The sequence below is a fragment of the Neisseria sp. HMSC067G12 genome, assembly GCF_001812725.1.
Classification (GTDB): Bacteria; Pseudomonadota; Gammaproteobacteria; order Burkholderiales; family Neisseriaceae; genus Neisseria; species Neisseria perflava.
The window spans coordinates 1-230 of the sequence record NZ_KV810189.1; the positions used below are offsets into that span (position 1 = coordinate 1).

General features: G+C 55.7%; 1 protein-coding gene. It reads left to right on the top strand.

Going from position 1 to position 230, the window contains the following annotated elements:
* On the top strand, window positions 1–230 hold a 230-nt coding region (locus tag HMPREF2871_RS11860; RefSeq protein WP_210397481.1), incomplete at both ends, for a hypothetical protein.

Here is a 230-nt window from a genome sequence, read left to right on the forward strand (position 1 = left end):
CTGACCTTCAACGGCGACAGCGGCAGCACCAATATCGAAAAACTCGGCTCCACCGTGACCGTTGCCGGCGACGACAACATCACCACTGAAGCCCAAGACGATAAAGTGACCGTCAAGCTGAACAAAGACCTGGTGGTAGACAGCGTCAAAGCCGGCGACACCACCGTGAACAACGACGGTGTGAAAGTAGGCGACGATGTTGCATTGACCCAAGACGGCGTTAAAGCAGG